Below are 18,808 nucleotides of genomic sequence, written 5' to 3'. Positions count from 1 at the left end.
AATTTCGCGTGCCGGAATGCAATCTTAGATATATACTACCGATATAGTCCATCAGTTTTTTGAGGGGGCGTCATGGCCGAACAGAAGTCTGTTTCTACCGAACTCGAGGTGACTCAAGGTTCGAGCGGGGAATTGGTTATTTCGGGCAATGTTCCGAATCTTCACGACACTCCCGAAAAGATCCATCAGCTTCTGGATTTGTTGGGCTTGCCGAAAGGCACCTCGGTCCGCGTGACTACGAAGGCGACTTCGGTCATCGTGCGTTGATCCATGCCGGCCCCGTCGCGGACCGGATCGTACGGAGTGGCACTCGAGGCAAGGAGACTGCGACCCGAGGTCGTCCTCAAGGAAACGGGAGAGGGAGTTCATCTGCGGTTCGCCCATTGGGAAGTCTATATGCCGAAGGAAGCCCTCGACCGCGTTCCGATCCTGCGCCAACTTCTCGCTCAGCGAAGCTATGGGTCGCGGCAACGCCTGGATAGGGAGAGCGCGGGTGTGGTCGCGCTTCTCGATGCCCAGGGGTGCTTTATGCCTGAGGCGGTTCGCGAACTTCGCTTGTGCGATTTGCTCCATCGCTTCCAGCCGATACGCTCTCTCTTCTACTCGGAATACTACGGCCATCCTGCTTGGGACATCATCCGGTCCGGGAGAGCCTCGAAAGCGCAGCTAGTTGCGTGGGTGATCCACAATTACCATATCTCGCGATCAGCAGGAGTGATCGCTGCGAGAATGGCGTCTCGGACTCAAGCGGAGCTCTTAAAGCGCTTCTTTCGAGAGGATGCGTTGGAGGAGTTTTGGCACTGCGACCAATTCTACTTCGTCGACGATCCCAACCTCAGGTTCGACCCGGAGGCTGTCAAGTCGTACGTTCCGTTGCCGGCATCGACCGGTTTCGAAGAGACCGCTCTTCGCGCCGCCGATGAAAGTTGGATAGGACATCTTCTCATCGCTTACTTTCAGGAATCGAGCATCGTCTTCGGCGACGACAGTGAGGAGTTCTACGACTCGGTCGAGGCGAACTATGGACTGAACAAGTTCTTCGCAGGTTGGCGTCGCCATATGACTCTTGATTTGGATCACGGCCATGCCGATGGATTGAAAGACCTCCTGGATAGCGGTCAGCCGATTTCCGTTTCGGAAGCGGAACTAGGCCTTCGGAGCGTACAGCTCGCTCACTACTTTCTGGTACGGGCTCTCGATCAGATTCAAGCACAGGAGGGATCTGCTCTGCAGCACCTCGAAGGCAGACAGCCAGACGAGTTGGTTAAGCGGTGGAACGCCTCTCCGGCGGCCTATGAGGAACACCAAGTGCGGCATTCGCCCGCACTCGCCCAATATCTTCTGAACGCCGTCGGTGAGGCAGCCTTCCATTGTTTGGCGTTCTCGCGGACCCACGACGAGATCATCTGCGCGGGAAAGTTCGCTGCCTCGCTCAAGGAGCTGGTCGTGCCGGGCGCGATGATGGTGTCTGGCGAAATGAATCCCTGGCTGGCCGCTGTCCGCAACTTTCTGCTCGAGCGCGCAAGCAGCTTTGGTGCTGTTTTGGCTCTGACCGAGGACGTCCTGTGCGTGATTGCCCGGTGTGATCTAGCCCGTCGAGAGGTTGTTCGAGACATCGAGATCCGGCGGCAGAAGCTTGCACTCACCGTTCCAGCGTTAGTTGCGGGCTCGGAAAGGGCACGGTTGATGGAGCTTCTGGCCCTCGCGGCGGAGGACCGGAGGATCCCGCCGGTCGAGCTTGGGTTGTCGCTTCATTAGTCAATGCTCGCCACGCGGATCGTTCATGTTTGGTGGCCCGGAATTCGAGTTTGTTGGAAATTACCGCGTGCAGAGCAGATCGCGAGGCGAAGAATCGCGTCTGATCGGTCGATGGGGCGTCCCATCGGATGGCGAGCTCAACAACGATCTCGTAAACGGTTCGCTGCGTCGACATCCGCTTTGGCTCGGCAAAGCGACGGTCGCTCTGGCGGCGGCTTTCGTGAGCGAACGCCATGGTGCATTCCTCAACGAGCCGGACGTCCTGTACAAGAGATCCCATTTCGTGCCGCGCGATACGAATTGCGCTATGCCCTTCGACATGGTCGATGTCGGGAAAGCGGCATCGCGCTGGGTAAGCCGCCGTCGATATCTACGAGCGCTCCTCGGACCTTCTTGCCAGGCTGAGGTGGAAGCGTCGATCGGGGACGTTCGAATCGTGGCTGCCGACGAATATTTCGTTCATGAAGCGGGTCACTTGCTGGGTTACGATACTGCCCGGAAGTACCAGGACGGCTACTTCCGCGTCGCTGGTCAGACGGCCTGGCCTCTCATCTACGTCGAGGAGTTCCGGGCGGACATCGTCTCGTTCGAATTCGCCGCTGAATTGCTGAGTGGAACGAGAGCTGCCGCTCTTTTCTTGTACAACGTATTTCTTCGTCTAGGCTCTCACATTGAGTCCGCCGACAAGTTTGCAACGGAGCCGTACGGCCCGATACCGCTCATGCTTTTCACGATGCTCATGGGCCTCGGATGGATCGAACCGGGAGATCGGGATGCGGCGATCCGATTGTCCTCCCTGCGGCCCGATGACATCGTAGCCGTCATGCGGATATGTGCGGAGATGGGTTGCCGCCTCTTGGTCGCGCCGGAACTGGAGTTGAAATCCAGTCTCGATGTCGCAATGAACTCGGCACGCTACGTCAATCGCGTTAGGAGCGATGCGGCTGCCGTCGCGCAGTTCGAGCGTGTGTGCACCTCCGCCCTATCTTCTGCTCGCGCTGGTCGTGGCGACGTGCGGACAGCCTAGATCGGTCGGGCGCGGACCGGTCGTCGTGTCGCTTCTGCCCAGGATTTGAATTCATTCGTAAGGAGACATTATGGCTCGTTCTCTCTACGCGCGACTGGACCAACGGTTCGGAACAAGGCCGCCAGCGTTTCAAAGACAACGCGATCTGCAAAACCGGATGGCCGATTTCTCTCAGAAATTCGACACGGACATTATGTTCGCCCCGGCGAAGGCGGTGAAGAAGGCGCGCGTTGCCGTCGTCGGCGCGGGTTTCGCCGGTCTCATGGCCGGTCACAATCTGTCCCGAACGTGCGAGGTGCACGTCTACGAGGCGCGCGATCGCGTGGGTGGCAGGGTGTGGACCCAACTCCATGCTTCGTCTCACCGTGCGATCGAAGCGGGTGCGGAACTGATCGGGTACAACCATCCCACCTGGCTGATGCTCGCGAAGCAGTTCGATCTGGGTCTTACGGTGCTGACGACCGAGGACGCCTTCACGTCCTTGGATCTCGAGATGCCTTTGTCGCTGGAAGGGAGGTTGTTGTCGCCCAAGGAGGCGAAGCAGGTCTACGACGAGATGGAGCCGGCGATCGCGAAACTCTGCGCGGAAGCGAGGAAGCTGCCGGATCCCTACAAATGCTGGGAGGCGCCCCACGCCCACAATCTCGACAAGACGAGCCTGGCGACATGGATAAAGATGCAGGATTGCAGCGATCTTGCGAAGCGGGCGCTGGAAGCCCAGTTCGCCAATACGAACGGCGCGCCTAGCGATCGGCAGAGCCTGCTGGCCAACCTGGCCGCGGTTCGGGGCGGTGGACTTCATGGCAAGCCCGACGATTACTTCACCCAATCGGAGACCGTGAAGTGCGAACACGGCAATCAGGCGCTCGCGATCAAGCTGGCCAAGAGCATCGTCGCAGCCGGCGGAAAGGTCGAGATGGAAACGCCGATTTCGCTGGTGGACATCCGTGCGGACAAGGTGGTCCTCACGTCAGCGGCCGGCGGGGAAACCGAGTTCGACTACGTCGTGCTCGCGATTCCGCCGAGCTTGTGGCCGTCTGCGTCGTTTGCCGGCGAGATCAGAATAAATCCACCCATTCCACCTGAGTTTCGGGTCTCGATGGGCGTGGCGATCAAGTATCTGAGCGAACTCAAAAGTCGCTTCTGGTTCGGCGCAGGTCTGTCTCCCAACGGCACGTCCGAGACGATCGGATTGACCTGGGAGGGAACGGACAATCAGATTCAGATGGCGGATCAGACCGTGGAGCTCAGTCTGTTCGCAGGAGGCCGTGCGGCGGAGGCGGCGATCCAACTGCTGAGCGCTTCCGGCGAGCTCCAGCTAAATGCCTACTACGCCGGTGAATTGGACAAGCTCTTCGCGGGCTATTCGGGCAATCTGGTCGGCAATCCCACGTTCGTCTCCTGGCCCGACGAAAAATGGACGAAAGCGGGTTATTCATGTCCTGCTCCGGGCGAAGTCACGCGGATCGGCCCGTTCCTAAGCCGCCCCTTCAACGTGCGGCTCGTGTTCGCGGGCGAACACTGTTGTCTGCCGTTCTTTGGCTACATGGAGGGTGCGCTCCAATCGGGATTGGCGGCGGCGTCCGCCATCGTCTGCAACGAGGGCCTCGCTTAATGTGCAACGACGACGCTTCGGGACTTCGCGCGCGTTTCGCTGGACCCACCGCTCCCGGGCCCGCGTGCGCGCGACGCCCACATCGCCCCTGCGTGTCGGTAAAGCGCGTGCCTGATTTTTGACTCATGGATCGATTCGTCCAGGCCTCCGACAGGAGGACGATATCGGGTCGAATTGCACAAAGCCGAGCGTGACGAACTGACGGCAATGCTCAGCGGCGGCGAGCATGCCGCCCGCAAGCTGAAGCGGGCGCCGATTTTGTTGGCGGCCAATGGAGGTCGCCGCGACGAGGAGATTGCCCGGACCGTGAGCGTCAGCCTATCCACCGTGGGCCGGATCAAGCGCCGCTTCGTCGAGGGCATCTGGAGCGAGCCTTGAACGAGGATCTGCGTCCGGGCGCGGAGCGCAAGCTGACCGGCAAGCATGAGGCCCTGCCGGCCGCAAACGCTAGACGCTGCTGGCCAACGCGATGGCTATCTCATCTGACTGTTCACGCTTTATTGTACCGCTTCATCACGTGTGTCCGAATTTGCTGAATTTTGACGTGCAGGTGAGATGGCTGGATTGAAATAGCCGCGGCTCATCCAGGCGATCCTGCGGCCGTGTTGAAGTCTCGCTCTTGTTGCGCTCTGTATAAAGCCGGTGCTTTCTCGCATTCCCGGATTATCTAGGTGTCTGCTTTCGCGACAAGGAGGGACTATGGGCGGTCGATCGGAGAACGACGGACGGAAGAAGTCGAGTTGCGCTGCCGTGACTACGGAACCCAGAGAGCCGAACCCACTTCCATTCTCTGAGCGGCTCAGCTGTACGATCGATGAAGCATGCGAAGCGACCGGCTTGGGGCGTACAAAACTCTACGAGCTGATAGGTGCCGGCCAAATCATCACTACAACAGTTGGACGCCGACGCTTGGTGATCGTGCGATCGCTTGTCGCACTCCTAGGCACCGCCGTATTGGCATGAGCGACCGCCGCTATCGGCCTCTCTTGACGAGTCACTCTGGCCGCGCAACCAATATCTTTCAGCCGATTTTGCTCGCGCGTTTTTCGGTCTGCTCTTTCGACGGACGAGACCGGCTTGTGGGGGTGCCCGCACCGGGGTGTGATGAAGCGGCCTGTCCTTGGACCGAGGGAAACCAGTAGGCGACCGGCATTATCGCGGTCGGGCCCTATCTCGCCTGCTTTTTATGCCCGTTTTCCCATAGGCACCACATTGCTTCCGCTCCTAGGTATCAGTGGCACCACTGCCGCTCTGGCCAGCTCTTCCAGCGCTGTCGCAATGTACTTCGCGTAGTGCCGCTCGATCATTTTGACGGAGGTGTTGTGCAGTTTGGCGACCTGTTGGATCGGTAGACCCTGTCGGAGGCCGCGCACAATGCTCGAGTGCCGTAAAGCATAGGGAATAACGTCAGGCATAGTGGTGCGTTCGCGAATAGCGCTCCAAGGGCGTGTAAGCTCAGCTCTTTTCCATGGGCCACGTTCGGACCTTTTCCAGTCGATGCCGTTCGGCTCCTGTTTGTGGAGCCAGCGCTGGAATAGCGTCGAATCGCTGGGCCGCCCGACGATTGCGGGCAAAAGTGTCTCAATAACATCGTCACCAACCGGCACGGGGACAGAGCCGCCATTGCCGCCGCGCCCTTTGTACGAGCCTGGGACCATTAGACGACGCTGAGAGGTTTGTAGGTCGCTTACCCGCATGCGCCGGACCTGGGCATACCGCGCACCGGTGGCCGCCAGACATACGACGATCTGGTACAAATCGCCCTCGAATCCTTGCTCCTCGTCAACCTCGAATGCTGCTTGAAGTATCTCAGAGACCTGTTGATCCGTCAGGATCTGATTGTCTCGAGCTACCGATGTTTCATCAATGTCGTCGATCCGCTCGGCTTTGAAGCCGGCTCTCACGTCGGTGAGAAACGTGGGATTTAGCTTCTTTCTAACCGCGGTGAGCCGCGGCCATGAGGCGTTGAGAGCGGCTTTTAGGTCATTCATGAGCCGCTGCTTTGTCGTGACCTTGAGCTCCTTTGGCAGTCCTTCACGCCAGGTGAGCAAATCATCTTCCTTCAGCGCATGCAGCTTCACCGCCGCGAGAGGCGCAGCTTCGAGCCGAAGGGCGAGGGCGTTCAGAAAGCGCTTGATCTGACGAGGATTGCCTTTCGTTCCGGCGGCCAACACCGGACTGACCCGATCGGCCAGATTCAACGGCTCGATGATCTCTTCGAAACGCTTTCCGACCGCTTCCTTGATAGACTCTCGCTCGATGCCTTTGCCTTGCCAAGGGCGGGCCAGAGCGGTTCGACCGAGAATAAGAAGCTTGGTGAATTCCGCTGACTCCTCGCCCAACACCCTTCCGAGCAAAAGGAGCGTCACGTAGATGCCGGTCTCAGTTTCGCCCAGCGCAGGGATGCGAAAGGGGACCTGGAGCAGCTTTTCCAGATAGGACCGCGTGTAGTTTTGCGGTGCGTCGCGCATGGTCGCGAGGGCGTCCATGTCGGGCAGGTTCTTGAAGTGATCGCGGACGGCTACTTCGATCATTCCCTCGTCCGCGCCGACCACGAAGGCGATCTTGTCCCACAGCACGAACAGGCGGATAGCCTCCAGCGTTTCGATGGCTGTCTGCGGCAGGCAGCGGTCAAGGTCGTCGATCAAGACGACAAGTCGCTTGATGTCGGCCTTCTTGATGAGCTCCTTGTAGGCCTCTCGGAACTCCTTGATTTCGGCTGGAACGTTTTTGCTGGCGGACTCGTCCGTCTTCTCCTTCTTCAGATCCCCAAGCTGCTTCAGGGCGGCCTCTCGGGAGTCCTTATCGGTTACGGTGTTCTTGATCAACTCGACCGCGCCGCCAAAGATATCTTCGAGACCGAAGACTGGAATCCCGGTGAAGGCAGTAATTGCGAGGCTTCCGCCCTTTTTCGCGACTTTCAGCCAATCGAGGCTTTTGATGATTTTCTTGACCTCGTCACCCGCCTTGGTCAGAAGCGAGCGCTTTTCGATGAGTCCGTTCACGACGCCTTCGATCAGAGCGATCTTGGCATCCTCGAAGCCCTGAAATTGCCAGCCGCTGAATTTGAGGCAAAGTACGTCGCCGCCCTCGGGGAAAGCCGCCTCGACCATTTCAAGCACGCTGGATTTTCCCGCGCCCCAATCGCCATGGACGCCGATCGTCACCGCCGAATTCGAGGTTTCGTTGATCAGCCGAACGATGGTTCGTGCGATCGCCTCGTTGTTGAGCAGGTCGACCTTGGTCTCCTGATCGCTCAGATAGCCGAGTGGCGCAACTTTCACGGTCGTCACGCGATCCTCCCTTGGCCGACATTGGTCAGGCGACATCGGTCGGTTAGCTGAAATTTTCTCCCGGATCCTGAACTAAGGCTCTATGTTGCGTTCCGCAAGTTAGACGGGCGACCGCAAGGTTTGCTAAGTGAGGTTGTCCCCAGGATGAGCATCGACGACGACGGGACCAGAACTGATCCACTCTCTGCCGTGGCTGAGTCAACCGAGATTGACCCCGCCGAGCACTGCGTCGCGGTTGCCTCCGCGGCACAAAAACCACATTTCTGCGAGGCTCTTTAAGATCGTGGACTATTTCCATAACATTCGATGAGTGAATGGCCGCAGTTGGCGCGGAGCCGAAAATTCGACGAACCGGCGATTTCCGGAAAGGGTCGATTATGTTGCAAAAGATTTGCAGGGGCAGTGAGATGTCGACCGAAAGTGCTTAATGCGTGATTCCGGCTACTTCTCCCGTGACTTCCCGCTCCTGATCTCCTTCACGAGATCAACGAGTGCTCGTAGCGCCGCCGGAACGTGCCGTCGTCCCGGATAGTAGAGGCATATGCCGTCGAAGGGCTCGGTCCACTCATCGAGAACACGAACTAAACGATTCCTTTTGATGTCCGGAAGCACCTGCAACAGGTTTAGATACGCAAGGCCCAAGCCGGCCAACGCCGCCTTTTGCACCAGGGCCGGTTCGTCCAATGTCAGGACCCCGTTTAGTTCGACGAGAAATCGCTCGCCCCGCTTTTCGAGCTCCCATCTGAAAACGGACCCGCTGGGGAGGCGCCTCTGAATGCAACGATGATCCTTCAGGTCGGCCGGAGACTTCGGTTTGGGGTACTTCCGAAAATATGCTGCCGACCCGACGAGCGCGAAGCTCTGCCGCGGGCCGATGGGTATCGCAACCATGTCCTTTGGCACGCTTTCAGCAAGCCTGACGCCGGCATCAAATCCTTCGTCCACGACGTCGACGAAGCGTCCGTCGGTTGCGAGATCAAGGGTGACTGCAGGATACCGCCGAACATACTCCTCGAAGATGGGCCACATCTGATGCGCGGCTTCGACGGAAGCGTTGATCCGCAGCGCACCTGACGGCGTAGCTTGGCGGCTAGTCGCTGCCATGACCGCATGCTCGATTTGCTTGAGTGCGGGCGAGACGCTGGCGACGAACTGCTCGCCGGCCTCGGTAAGCGATACGCTGCGTGTGGTTCGGTTGAATAGCCGCACGCCCATCCGCCGCTCGAGGGTGGACACTGCATGGCTCAGTGCGGAGCGAGACATCCCGAGCTCGTCGGCCGCTGCGCGGAAGTTGCGCTGCCGCGCGACAGCCAGCACCGCAGTGAGTTCGGCTAAGCCGGGCTTCATTGTTCGATTTCCTGCACCACTTCATCCTGAATTGGATCGGTTATGCCGTCAATCTAGGAGCGCTATGTGTGTCGAACGAAAGGAATCCGGAATGCGCAAGATCGAACGAGCCTACGTCGGCGGAAAGCTGGTGGTGCCCCACGGCACGGAGTTCTTCCAACTGTTCAACCCGTCTGAGGAGGAAATCATAGGCCAGGTCCGGTTGGCGGACGAGCAGGACGCTCGGGCGGCTATCGCTGCCGCAAAGGCGGCCCAGGCCCCGCTTTCTCGTATGTCGAAGGCCGAACGTATCGACATGCTCAGGCGGTTGCATGCGGAAATCGAACGCCGACAGAAGGCGATCATGCTGGCCTCGATGCTGGAGTATGGCGCTCCCGCAAAGCGCGCCGAGGCCGCCGCCCACCACGCTACGCAATCGGTCGCCGATGCCATCAAGATTCTCGAATCCTACGAATTTGAACGGAAAGCGGGCACTGCGGACGTCGTCATGAGACCGATCGGGGTAGCCGGCCTCATCACGCCCTGGAACAGCAACGCGGGCTTCATCTGCTCGAAAGTCGCGTACGCGCTGGCCGCCGCGTGCGCTTCGATCGTGAAGCCCAGCGAGATGAGCGCCTTCCAGACCGATGTCGTCATCGACGCTTTCCTTGCGGCAGAACTGCCGCCCGGCGTTGTCAACATCCTTACGGGGCGCGGCGAAACGGTTGGTGCCGTGCTGGCCTCGCATCCCGATGTCGCGAAGATCTCATTCACAGGGTCGACCGCCGTGGGAAAACAGATCCTCCGGGTCGGAGCGGAGACCTGCAAACGTGTCACACTGGAGCTCGGCGGCAAATCGCCGACGATCATTCTCGACGACGCCAATCTGCAGAAGACCATTCCCATGGCGGTCGCGGCCGGCTTCATAAACAGCGGCCAGGCGTGTCTCGCCGGTACGCGCATCCTGGTGCCGCGCAGCATTCAACTGGCGGCGGAAGAACTGATCCGGCGCTCGGTGGAAGCCACCAAAGTGGGGCTCCCCGACGATCCGGACGCCGTGATCGGGCCTATGGTGAGTGAGAAGCAGTGGGAGCGCGTGCAGCGCTACATCCGTAGCGGCGTCGCGGCAGGCGCCCGTCTCCTTACCGGAGGCGAGGGCCGTCCCGAACACCTGCGGTGCGGCTGGTTCGTCCGTCCCACGGTCTTCACCGATGTTCGCAACGACATGCAGATCGCGCAGGAAGAGATCTTCGGGCCGGTCCTGTCCGTTCTGCCTTACGACGATGAGGAGGAGGCGATCTCCATCGCGAACGACACAACGTACGGTCTTCAAGGCTACGTATTCTCCGCCGACACGAAGCGAGCTCTGCGCGTCGCCGCCCAAATCGATGCTGGCAGAGTGCAGGTGAATACGCTCACCCACGAATCGCTCGCGCCTTTCGGGGGCGTCAAACAATCCGGGATCGGTCGCGAGAACGGTGTGTATGGACTCGAAGCATTCCTTGAGCCGAAGGCTATCCTGACCGCGATCTGACACCGGGCGAGTGGCCTCGAGACCTCTGGACTGTGCGGTCACGGATGGCCACCGCCTGCGATTTCGGCGTTCTGATCGGAGACGTACCACATCGTTCGATTCTCGCTCGTGCTTAATTATCCGCCTGGGCAGGCCGGCAAGTAGACCACTGTCCGAAGCGGTCGCGCGGTGTGAAGCACGACGGCTCTCCGATTGGAGGGAGCAATGACTGACGCTTATGGACGACGGCTCGGCGAACGATTTCAGGTCGAAAACGCACCTGCGATCTCCACCCGAACATTGCGTAAAGCTGACATCGCCGTCACGGAGGTCCGATGTGACAATCCGATTTCGGAAATGAGCGGCTCGCTTCGACAGGAAGATGCATTTCTCGTCGCTTTGCAACTCCGCGATCGTCCGAGTTGCAGATACTGGGAAGATGGCCAACAAGCTCCGATGTGCGACTTGCGGGCCGGCGAGTTCATTTTGTCAGATCTAAAACGGGAGCCCAGCAGCCTCCTCGACAAGCCCTATCACACTTTGGCTTTCTATCTGCCGCGTGCGGCGCTGGACGCGATCGCTGACGATGCCAACGCGCCGCGAATTGGCGATCTGAGCTATAAGCCCGGAGTGGGCGTCAACGACGTCATCATCTCTAAGCTGGGGAGCTTGCTGCTTCCCACCCTCAGCCATCCCGATCAAGCCAATCCGTTGTTTGTCGACCACCTTCTCATGGCGTTTGGGGTGCACATCGCCCAGACTTACGGAGGCATGCGGCCGGAGTCGCGGCCGATGCGAGGCGCGCTCGCGCCCTGGCAGGAGCGACGTGCGAAAGAATTTCTTCGCGCCAACCTTCAGGGCGTGCCGCTTAAGGAGGTGGCGCGGGAGTGCGGCCTGTCGGTGGCTCATTTCTCGCGCGCCTTCCGCAGCACACTGGGAGTGGCGCCGCATAACTGGCTTATTGAGCAGCGCATCGTGCTATCCAAGGAAAAGCTGTGCGATGACCGGCTGTCGCTCACAGACATCGCTGCGGAATGCGGCTTTTGCGATCAAAGCCATTTCACGCATCACTTCACCCGTATTGTCGGCGTGAGTCCAGGCGCATGGCGCCGGGCGCTCAAGGAATAGAAAGCGAGCAGAGTTTCGGCTCGCAGACTATAGGGATCGCGCTCTCGACATCCTTTGCTTGAACGAGATGTGACCCAATTGTGCCTTTGACGCCTTTGATTGCGGCTCAGAGCGGCACGACGGGCAGACCCCAAATTTAATGCTGGGGGGAAGTTCAGGACGCTCAAACTTGGCGCTAGAACTCTGCCGCAATTGAACCGCCGTTTCTTACAGCTCTGTTCGATGCTGCACGGTTTTCGAAGGTTCCGCCATGCTCTCAGACGTCGCGCAAGATTCGTCATAGCGGCGATCGTTCCACGAAAGATGACCATCTGCGTTCTCGGCATAGTCACAGTCGAGTTTTGAACACGCACTGTGCGGCAGCCTCCTCAAGGTGTCGGCTCAGGTGACGCGCGCAAGCACAATCGCGTCGACCCGACGAGTGCGTGGAGATTCGGACTCGCCTTGAATGCATGAGGTACCAAATGCCAACCGTGACCATAGACATTCCGAGGTCGCTCAAGACCGCGCTCGACGAGGAAATCGCGCGCGTCGGTGGCGACGAATCCACTTACATCACCGCGGCCCTTGCCGGACACCTTGGAACAAAGGTGCACACCTTGTTTCAAGTCTCTACATCCGGCGCGCTGGTGGCCGGCGTTTACTCTCGCGCCGTCAGCGTAAAAGCCATTCTCGATCACGGGGATTTTGGTCTTGGTACCTTCGCGGATCTGGACGGCGAGATGGTCATCGTCGAAGGGCGCGTCTATCAGGTTAGAGGCACCGGCCACGTATCGGAAGCGCCTGACGATGCTGGTGCTCCCTTCGCCGTCGTAACCCGATTTGCTCCGCAAATCGACGTCGAAATCGGGCCCTTGGCGACGCTCGCCGAGCTGACGGCTCGGTGCGACGGCTTGCGCAATTCTGCGAACATCTTCTACGCGGTGCGCCTTGATGGCCACTTCTCGGCCATTCGCACCCGAGCGGTCAGTCCGCCGCAAGAAGGAGCGCGCCTTGCGGAGGCCGCGAAATCTCAAAGCGAATTTCACTTCGAGCACATTGAAGGCACGCTCGTTGGCTTATGGTCTCCCGGCTTCTCCAGCGCGTTCAGTATTCCGGGATACCATCTTCATTTCATCTCCGAGGATCGCCGGCACGGCGGACATCTCCTCGACTGTTCCGCCTCGAAGTTGCGGCTGAGAATGGAGCCGCTGGCCGACTACCATCTCGCGCTGCCGGAAACCGAAAGGTTTCTCAAGGCCGATCTCAGCAAGAACTCGCCCGAAGAGCTGGCTTACGCCGAGCAGGCACATTAGGCGGCCTCACCAATCTACGCATTACGTCCACGCGCTCCCGCGTACACCCGAGAGGCAGTCTATCGATCTGGCCAGCCGCAGACTCATTCGCCATTAAAACCCAACCTCAACTTCAGGAGACAATGATGAACAGTCCCGTCAAGAAAAAATCGCCGGCGGCGCCGGAGGTGAAACTGATCGCGGATCACACCGGGTCACGGCAAACGGGCGCGGAACTGGTGGTCCGGACGCTTGAAGCCCAGGGTGTCACTCATGTCTTCGGAATCCCCGGCGCCAAGATCGACGCGGTATTCGACGCGCTCGTCGATTCCAAAATCAAGACCGTTGTATGTCGTCACGAACAAAATGCGGCGTTCATCGCGGGCGGAATTGGCCGCATGACGGGTAAGGCAGGGGTGGCCATTGCGACGAGTGGTCCGGGTGTCTCGAATCTTGCGACGGGCCTGGCGACGGCCAATTCCGAAGGCGATCCGATCGTGGCGCTTGGTGGCGCCGCTCCTACTTCCGAGTCCTTGAAACCCGTCCATCAAAGTCTAGACGGCGTGTCTGTTCTCCGGCCGGTGACCAAGTACAGCGTCTCCGTTGGTTCTTCGGACGCGGTCGGCGAGGCGCTCGCGAACGCGTTCCGCGCGGCCGAATCCGGTCGGCCCGGCGCGGCCTACGTGAACTTGCCGAAAGACATCATGGCGGCGCCGTGCACGCATGACGTGGTGGCGCCGCCCAAGCATTCAGGCCTCGGCCCGGCTGACGGTGCGGCGATCGCGGAAGCGGCTCGCTTGATCAACGCTGCCAATAACCCTGTTGTCCTGCTCGGACTTCTGGCCAGCAAGCCAGCCAATGCGGAGGCCGTTCAAGAATTCATCGATCGTAATAAACTGCCGGTTGTCGGTACCTTCCAGTCGGCAGGTGCGCTAAGTGCACATCTCTTCGAGAATTTCGGCGGACGCGTTGGCCAACTCGCCAACCAGCCGGCGGACGAATTGCTGGGCTCCGCCGATCTGGTCATCACGATCGGCTATGATCCTATCGAATATCCGCCGTCGGAATGGAACAGGACCAACCCTCGCAAGCTGATCCATGTGGACGTTCTTCCGGCCGACCTGGACAATTGCTACCGACCCTGCGTCGAACTCCAGGGGAATATCGCAACGACGCTCAATCAGTTGACGTCCCTAGTGAAGCGCGCCCATCGCTCGGCCCTGTCGGACAAGGTCCTTCGGCAAATCATGAGCCATCGCGAGGAATTGGCAAGAGCGGCGGCGGAACTCGCGGGCACGCCAATTCATCCCATGCGGTTGGTTCACGAACTGCAGCCGTTTCTCAATACGGACATCACCCTTTCCCTCGATATGGGATCCTTCCACCTTTGGCTCGCACGTCACCTCTACAGCTACAACCCGAGGCAGATCCTTATCACCAACGGTCAGCAGACCTTGGGTGTCGCCCTGCCGTGGGCAATCGCCGCTTCCATCGTCCGGCCGGCCGAAAAAGTGCTGTCGATTTCGGGCGACGGCGGCTTCCTGTTCTCAGCCGCCGAATTGGAGACCGCCGTCAGGCTAAAGCAGAACATCGTCCACATGGTCTGGATCGACGGTTCCTACGACATGGTCGGCGTGCAAGAGAACGCGAAGTATGGCCGGACCTCCGGCGTCGATTTCGGTCCGGTGGATGTAGTCAAGTATGCAGAAGCGTTCGGCGCCACAGGCCTGATGATCAGGTCTCCCGAAGAGATCACGCCGGTGCTGAAACGGGCGCTGGATTATCAGCAGGGTCCGGTGCTCATCGGCGTTCATGTCGACTATCGGGACAACCACAAGCTCTTCGAGATGGTCAACGACGACAGCTTCCACTAGCGGCACACGACAGTTCCAGGTGGCGCCGGCAGCGTAGTGCCGGCCCGCTTACACCTTTAACGAGAGAGAGTGAGGCTATGTCAAGCTCGGCTTAGCCCGAGAAACTAGAGACCACCTCCGAGCTACCCGCGAGCAATTTATTGCGGCTCGCGAAATCAGGAAAATGGGTGTTGGGCGCTGAAACGCGGAGCCAATCGCTATGTGCGCCCACTCCGTCTGACGTAGGAGCCAATGGTGTCAGTTCGACGGAATGGAAACATGAAATTCGTTGCAGATCAACTCGCAGATAGCCTCCAAACCAATGCAACGAAGCCGCCGGCTGGAGCCGGTTTGCCATTTCCTTGTTTGGCAAGAAGTCTAGCGAAGCTCCTTGAGACGGCGCGACGCGAACTCGACAGTGATCGTGAGGCAGCAAAGGCATCGCTGGTCACGGCGTCATCCATCCTGCAGTCAGAAATTGAACGTAGCTCAGGCGCTAACGGATCCAGGCCGGGAGCATTGGCGAGCTGGCAGATAGCTCGCGTGCGCGCATTTATCGAAGAAAATTTACACAGAAATATCGACGCTAAAGATCTCAGTGCTGTAGCGCAGCGGAGCCCGGCGCATTTTGCGCGCTCGTTCAAACAAGCCTTTGGAGAACCCCCGCATGCTTACGTGATTAAGCGGCGTCTCGAGAGAGCCTGTCATTTGATGGTAACAACCTCAGAACCGCTGAGTGAAATAGCTCTGGACGTCGGTCTTACGGATCACGCGCATTTGTCCAAACTGTTCCAGCGCGCGTTTGGTCAAAGCCCATCGATCTGGCGGCGCGAGCACGAGGTCAAGGACTCAATCTCAAGAGCGGGTATGAGGGAAGAACGCTTAATTGACGTTCGCTCGAATGATTGGGCGAGTACCGATGAAACAACAGGGACCTGATTTGGGTGAAAGGCTCTGTTTACGGATACGTCCAATCAATTCCTCTCCACCGAACGGACTGCTTCAGGAGTCTCACATTCCAGACGGAGCGAATGGAAAAAGGGCCGTCGTCCGTTGGCCGCGCCAACTCCACCATGTTGGCGCCCGACCAAGGTATGAGGAATTGCGAACAGAACAATGTTCGGCAATCGGCTACGCCGTTCCTATGCCGCCGGCCGCATCGTCCTCGCTTTAAGCGGGTTCAACTTCGTCTTGGTGATGCGAACGTGGAGCTCGAGCGGAGAAAGCTAATGCTGCCCGCACATCGGAGACGAGCACAATAGAGGACCGCAGTATGACCATGACGCAAATCCTGATCGTCGCTCGTGACGCTCTAATCCTATGGGTAAATCTTGCAGTAATGCCTGCGGAACTGGCATTCGAGGTCATTGAGGCAGAACTAAAACGGCGAGGTATCGACCCGCATACCCGCTCATCGATTGACGGCGCATGAGACGACGGGAATGCATAACGTTGGCCGCAGGTCCGGCTCTGACCTTGTGTCTTAGCGCGCGCTGAACGAGCCGCAATGCCGGTAATAGGGCTGCTGACCGTAGCGAATCCACCGGATTGGGCGACGAATGGCATTCGCGTCGGCCTTGCCGAGGCTGGATACATCGAAGGTCGCAACCTCATCATCATCTCGCGCTCAGCTGGGGGGCAATTTAGCAGACTGCGCGCGCTGGCAGCTGACCTGGTGAGCACCGAGGTTGCTGTCATTCTGGCGTCAGGTTTGCCGGTCCCAGCCCGCGCGTCGAAGCAAGCTACGACAAAGATTCCGATCGTGTTTGCCTACGGCGGCGATCCGGTTGCTGATGGCCTTGTCGACAACCTCAACCGCCCGAGATCAAACACTACGGGAGCAATCTTCATCGCCACTGCCTTGCTCGCAAAGCGCAAGCAACTACTGCGAGAAATCGTGCCCTGGGCGATCGACGTTGCGCTGCTCGTGAACACGAATGGAACGTTGGCCGGGCGCCAAATTGAGGATGCCAAGGCGGCCGCACGAGAGGTGCGTCAACGTCTTCATGTCATCGATATCAACAACGACGGAGAAGTCGACACTGCGTTCGAGAGCATGAGCCGGTTAAAGGTGGACGTTCGAAATGATCATTAACTCAAGACGGCAAAGTCGGTGGGCCTCACGATCCCCACTAGGTTGTTGGAGCTTGCCGGCGAGGTAATAGAATGAGGTCAAGCTGAAGCAACAGGGATAGCAGAAAGAGGCCGATCGCATTTCTGAAAGCCTTCTGTGAGCGCAAGCTCGTATCGCCATTTGATCGCGGTCGCTGTTGAAGCGAATGCGCGCAATACAATGCCAATTTGCACAAACTCCAATTTCCGTATCGCGATTTGCGCACTCGTTGGCCGCGCCATGCAGGTGGATAGGACGGCTGACCGTTAATGTCAGTGTGCAGTCTGCGACCGTCTGCAGCGGTGTCCTTCGCTATTCGCGCAGTCAGATGCACGGGCTCGCAGCCCAATACAAGAAAAGTCTCGCGGTACGATGCATATTATCACCCGAACAGTGACAGTAGGGCTGGGTGCCATGACCAAGAGAGCCGGGCTTGAGACTCGTTGCTCATCTGGAGGGATCAGCTCACCGGTTCTCTGAGGAGTGTGCAATGGAAAAGTTTCGAATCGAAAGCGATAGCCTCGGCGAAGTGCATGTGCCTGCTGAAAAGCTCTGGGGAGCGCAGACGCAACGTTCGCTGGAGCATTTCAGCATCGGTCATGATCTGATCCCACGCGAGATGGTAAGCGCGTATGCCATCCTCAAAAAGTCAGCCGCCAATGCCAATCATGCCGGCAAGCGTCTCGACGCCAATGTTCACGAGCTGATCGTCCGGGTCTGCGACGAAATTCTCGGTGGCCAGCATCACGACATGTTTCCACTGCATGTGTGGATGACGGGCAGCGGCACCCAATTCAATATGAACGTGAACGAGGTCATCTCCAACCGCTGCACGCAGCTCGCCAGCACGAAGATCGGCAGCAAGACGCCGGTTCACCCGAACGATCACGTAAACATGTCGCAATCGTCGAACGATTCATTCCCCTCGGCGATGTATATCGCTGCCGCCGTGGGCGTGAATGATCGCCTTGTTCCCGCCGTGAAAGCGCTGCGCGACGCGTTTGCCAGCAAGGCTGTCGAATGGGCCGACATCGTCAAGATCGGTCGGACGCATATGCAGGATGCGACGCCGCTTACCTTGGGTCAGGAATGGTCAGGTTATGCGGGCATGCTGGACGATGACCTTGAGCGCATCGAGGACGCTCTCAAGGGCACTTATCGGCTGGCGCTCGGCGGCACTGCGGTGGGTACAGGTATCAATGCGGCACTTGGCTTTGCCGATAAGGCAGCCGCCGAGATTGCCAAACTTACCGGCCTGCCGTTCGTAAGTGCACCGAATAAATTTACCGTGCAGGGTTCGCACGATGCGCTCGTGCAACTCTCGGGCACGCTACGCACCCTGGCCACTTCGCTGTATAAAATCGGCAACGACATAAGGCTGATGTCCTGCGGGCCGCGTGCCGGCTTCGCGGAACTGCTGATCCCCGAGAACGAGCCCGGCTCGTCGATCATGCCGGGCAAGGTCAACCCGACGCAGGCCGAAGCTTTGACGATGCTCGCTGTTCAGGTGATGGCGAACGATGTAGCCGTGGGCTTCGGCGGCGCCGGCGGCTATCTCGAGATGAATGTTTATAAGCCGTTGATGATCGCCAATGTCGCCCAATCGATCACCCTTCTTACCGATGGTTGCACAAACTTCCGCAAATTTCTGGTCGAAGGCACACGGCCGAATCTGAAGAAGATTGCCGAATATGTCGAGCGCTCCCTGATGCTTGTTACGGCCCTCGCGCCGGTGATCGGCTATGACAAGGCATCGAAGATCGCCCACCATGCACTTGAGCACGATCTTACGCTGAGGGAGGCCGCTCTTCAGCTTGGCTTCGTCGGCGCCGAGGAATTCGACCGCGTCGTCGATCCGAAGAAGATGGTGAAGCCCTATGTCGCCACAGCCGTTTAGGGCGCGCCGGT

The 18,808-nt window shown here is 58.9% G+C and carries 15 protein-coding genes and 1 pseudogene; 14 read left to right on the top strand and 2 right to left on the bottom strand.

Features of this window, described 5'->3' with window-relative positions:
- Positions 1-72 precede the first annotated feature (72 nt).
- The 6 genes and pseudogenes from ACVIGB_RS21145 to ACVIGB_RS21120 all read left to right on the top strand — a co-directional run bounded on the left by ACVIGB_RS21145 (position 73) and on the right by ACVIGB_RS21120 (position 5,363).
- Positions 73-267, top strand: coding sequence for a hypothetical protein (locus tag ACVIGB_RS21145; RefSeq protein WP_456749203.1), 195 nt, complete (start codon positions 73-75; stop codon positions 265-267).
- A 129-nt stretch (positions 268-396) separates the two neighbouring features.
- Positions 397-1,758 carry a hypothetical protein gene (locus tag ACVIGB_RS21140; protein WP_456721185.1) on the top strand — a complete coding sequence of 454 codons (1,362 nt, stop codon included), beginning with the start codon at positions 397-399 and terminating at the stop codon, positions 1,756-1,758.
- A 25-nt stretch (positions 1,759-1,783) separates the two neighbouring features.
- Positions 1,784-2,785 carry a hypothetical protein gene (locus ACVIGB_RS21135; protein ID WP_456721186.1) on the top strand — a complete coding sequence of 334 codons (1,002 nt, stop codon included), beginning with the start codon at positions 1,784-1,786 and terminating at the stop codon, positions 2,783-2,785.
- A 157-nt stretch (positions 2,786-2,942) separates the two neighbouring features.
- Positions 2,943-4,400, top strand: coding sequence for a flavin monoamine oxidase family protein (locus tag ACVIGB_RS21130; RefSeq protein ID WP_456721187.1), 1,458 nt, complete (start codon positions 2,943-2,945; stop codon positions 4,398-4,400).
- Between the two features lie 207 nt (positions 4,401-4,607).
- A pseudogene (locus ACVIGB_RS21125) lies at positions 4,608-4,909 on the top strand (IS630 family transposase); the annotation flags it as partial.
- Positions 4,910-5,099: 190 nt separating this feature from the next.
- Positions 5,100-5,363, top strand: coding sequence for a helix-turn-helix domain-containing protein (locus ACVIGB_RS21120; RefSeq protein WP_456721188.1), 264 nt, complete (start codon positions 5,100-5,102; stop codon positions 5,361-5,363).
- A 221-nt stretch (positions 5,364-5,584) separates the two neighbouring features.
- Here the strand turns inward: ACVIGB_RS21120 and ACVIGB_RS21115 are convergent, their stop codons facing one another.
- Together ACVIGB_RS21115 and ACVIGB_RS21110 are read right to left on the bottom strand one after the other, a co-directional pair.
- Positions 5,585-7,693: a P-loop NTPase fold protein gene (locus ACVIGB_RS21115; RefSeq protein ID WP_456721189.1), complete on the bottom strand. Its 2,109-nt coding sequence runs from the start codon at positions 7,691-7,693 to the stop codon at positions 5,585-5,587.
- Positions 7,694-8,134: 441 nt separating this feature from the next.
- Positions 8,135-9,040, bottom strand: a complete 906-nt coding sequence (locus ACVIGB_RS21110) for a LysR substrate-binding domain-containing protein (protein WP_456721190.1) — start codon at positions 9,038-9,040, stop codon at positions 8,135-8,137.
- Between the two features lie 91 nt (positions 9,041-9,131).
- On the opposite strand from ACVIGB_RS21110, the gene ACVIGB_RS21105 reads away from it, so the two are divergent.
- The 8 genes from ACVIGB_RS21105 (at position 9,132) to fumC (ending at position 18,797) form a co-directional block, all read left to right on the top strand.
- Positions 9,132-10,553 (top strand): aldehyde dehydrogenase family protein, encoded by a 1,422-nt coding sequence (locus tag ACVIGB_RS21105; protein ID WP_456721191.1) that lies wholly within the window; start codon positions 9,132-9,134, stop codon positions 10,551-10,553.
- Between the two features lie 204 nt (positions 10,554-10,757).
- Complete coding sequence (locus tag ACVIGB_RS21100) at positions 10,758-11,660, top strand: helix-turn-helix domain-containing protein (RefSeq protein ID WP_456721192.1); 903 nt, start codon at positions 10,758-10,760, stop codon at positions 11,658-11,660.
- A 464-nt stretch (positions 11,661-12,124) separates the two neighbouring features.
- Positions 12,125-12,955 carry an acetolactate decarboxylase gene (budA, locus tag ACVIGB_RS21095; RefSeq protein WP_456721193.1) on the top strand — a complete coding sequence of 277 codons (831 nt, stop codon included), beginning with the start codon at positions 12,125-12,127 and terminating at the stop codon, positions 12,953-12,955.
- 125 nt (positions 12,956-13,080) lie between these two features.
- Positions 13,081-14,808, top strand: coding sequence for an acetolactate synthase AlsS (alsS, locus tag ACVIGB_RS21090; RefSeq protein WP_456721194.1), 1,728 nt, complete (start codon positions 13,081-13,083; stop codon positions 14,806-14,808).
- 258 nt (positions 14,809-15,066) lie between these two features.
- Positions 15,067-15,726 (top strand): helix-turn-helix domain-containing protein, encoded by a 660-nt coding sequence (locus tag ACVIGB_RS21085; RefSeq protein ID WP_456721195.1) that lies wholly within the window; start codon positions 15,067-15,069, stop codon positions 15,724-15,726.
- Between the two features lie 334 nt (positions 15,727-16,060).
- On the top strand, positions 16,061-16,219 hold the full coding sequence (locus ACVIGB_RS21080; RefSeq protein WP_456721196.1) for a hypothetical protein: 159 nt from the start codon (positions 16,061-16,063) through the stop codon (positions 16,217-16,219).
- A 75-nt stretch (positions 16,220-16,294) separates the two neighbouring features.
- The gene (locus ACVIGB_RS21075) at positions 16,295-16,882 is read left to right on the top strand and encodes an ABC transporter substrate-binding protein (protein ID WP_456721197.1); all 588 of its coding nucleotides are present in this window, start codon (positions 16,295-16,297) and stop codon (positions 16,880-16,882) included.
- A 508-nt stretch (positions 16,883-17,390) separates the two neighbouring features.
- On the top strand, positions 17,391-18,797 hold the full coding sequence (fumC, locus tag ACVIGB_RS21070; protein WP_456721198.1) for a class II fumarate hydratase: 1,407 nt from the start codon (positions 17,391-17,393) through the stop codon (positions 18,795-18,797).
- The last annotated feature ends 11 nt before the right edge of the window (positions 18,798-18,808 follow it).

Source organism: Bradyrhizobium sp. USDA 4341, assembly GCF_054063755.1.
The sequence above is the reverse complement of the archived record's forward strand: the minus strand, read 5'-3'. Positions and strand labels throughout refer to the sequence as shown.

What these genes read in the sequence shown, in the direction of transcription:
- ACVIGB_RS21110 (WP_456721190.1), bottom strand. Translation starts at nt 9,040, where the DNA reads ATGAAGCCCGGCTTAGCCGAACTCACTGCGGTGCTGGCTGTCGCGCGG.
- ACVIGB_RS21080 (WP_456721196.1), top strand. Translation starts at nt 16,061, where the DNA reads ATGACCATGACGCAAATCCTGATCGTCGCTCGTGACGCTCTAATCCTA.
- ACVIGB_RS21145 (WP_456749203.1), top strand. Translation starts at nt 73, where the DNA reads ATGGCCGAACAGAAGTCTGTTTCTACCGAACTCGAGGTGACTCAAGGT.
- ACVIGB_RS21100 (WP_456721192.1), top strand. Translation starts at nt 10,758, where the DNA reads ATGACTGACGCTTATGGACGACGGCTCGGCGAACGATTTCAGGTCGAA.
- ACVIGB_RS21075 (WP_456721197.1), top strand. Translation starts at nt 16,295, where the DNA reads ATGCCGGTAATAGGGCTGCTGACCGTAGCGAATCCACCGGATTGGGCG.
- alsS (WP_456721194.1), top strand. Translation starts at nt 13,081, where the DNA reads ATGAACAGTCCCGTCAAGAAAAAATCGCCGGCGGCGCCGGAGGTGAAA.
- ACVIGB_RS21130 (WP_456721187.1), top strand. Translation starts at nt 2,943, where the DNA reads ATGGCCGATTTCTCTCAGAAATTCGACACGGACATTATGTTCGCCCCG.
- ACVIGB_RS21135 (WP_456721186.1), top strand. Translation starts at nt 1,784, where the DNA reads ATGTTTGGTGGCCCGGAATTCGAGTTTGTTGGAAATTACCGCGTGCAG.
- fumC (WP_456721198.1), top strand. Translation starts at nt 17,391, where the DNA reads ATGGAAAAGTTTCGAATCGAAAGCGATAGCCTCGGCGAAGTGCATGTG.
- ACVIGB_RS21120 (WP_456721188.1), top strand. Translation starts at nt 5,100, where the DNA reads ATGGGCGGTCGATCGGAGAACGACGGACGGAAGAAGTCGAGTTGCGCT.
- ACVIGB_RS21085 (WP_456721195.1), top strand. Translation starts at nt 15,067, where the DNA reads ATGAAATTCGTTGCAGATCAACTCGCAGATAGCCTCCAAACCAATGCA.
- ACVIGB_RS21140 (WP_456721185.1), top strand. Translation starts at nt 397, where the DNA reads ATGCCGAAGGAAGCCCTCGACCGCGTTCCGATCCTGCGCCAACTTCTC.
- budA (WP_456721193.1), top strand. Translation starts at nt 12,125, where the DNA reads ATGCCAACCGTGACCATAGACATTCCGAGGTCGCTCAAGACCGCGCTC.
- ACVIGB_RS21105 (WP_456721191.1), top strand. Translation starts at nt 9,132, where the DNA reads ATGCGCAAGATCGAACGAGCCTACGTCGGCGGAAAGCTGGTGGTGCCC.